Annotated in this window: 1 protein-coding gene; it reads left to right on the forward strand. The window is 62.5% G+C overall.

All coding sequences use genetic code 11. From position 1 onward, the window contains the following. Positions 1-341, forward strand: a 341-nt coding sequence (locus AC5WS8_RS39440; protein ID WP_496108283.1) for a transposase, incomplete at both ends; no start/stop codon positions are given.

Raw genomic sequence — 341 nt, forward strand, 5'->3', positions numbered from 1 at the left:
GTGCCGGCGCACCTCCAGATCCACCTGATCTGCGACAACTACGGCACCCACAAGACGCCCGCGATCAGGACGTGGCTGGCTAAGCACCCACGCTTTCACATGCACTTCACGCCCACTGGGTCCTCCTGGATCAACCAGGTCGAGCGGTGGTTCGGCTTCCTGGCCGACCAGATGATCCGCCGGGGCGCACACAAGAACGTCCAGGCCCTTGAAGCCGACATCCGCCGCTGGGTCAAGAACTGGAACGAGGACCCCAAGCCGTTCATCTGGACCAAGACAGCTGAAGAGATCCTCGAATCCCTGGCCCGTTTCTGCCGACGGATCTCCGGCGCAGGACACTA

The sequence above is a fragment of the Streptomyces sp. PTL18 genome (genome assembly GCF_059510295.1).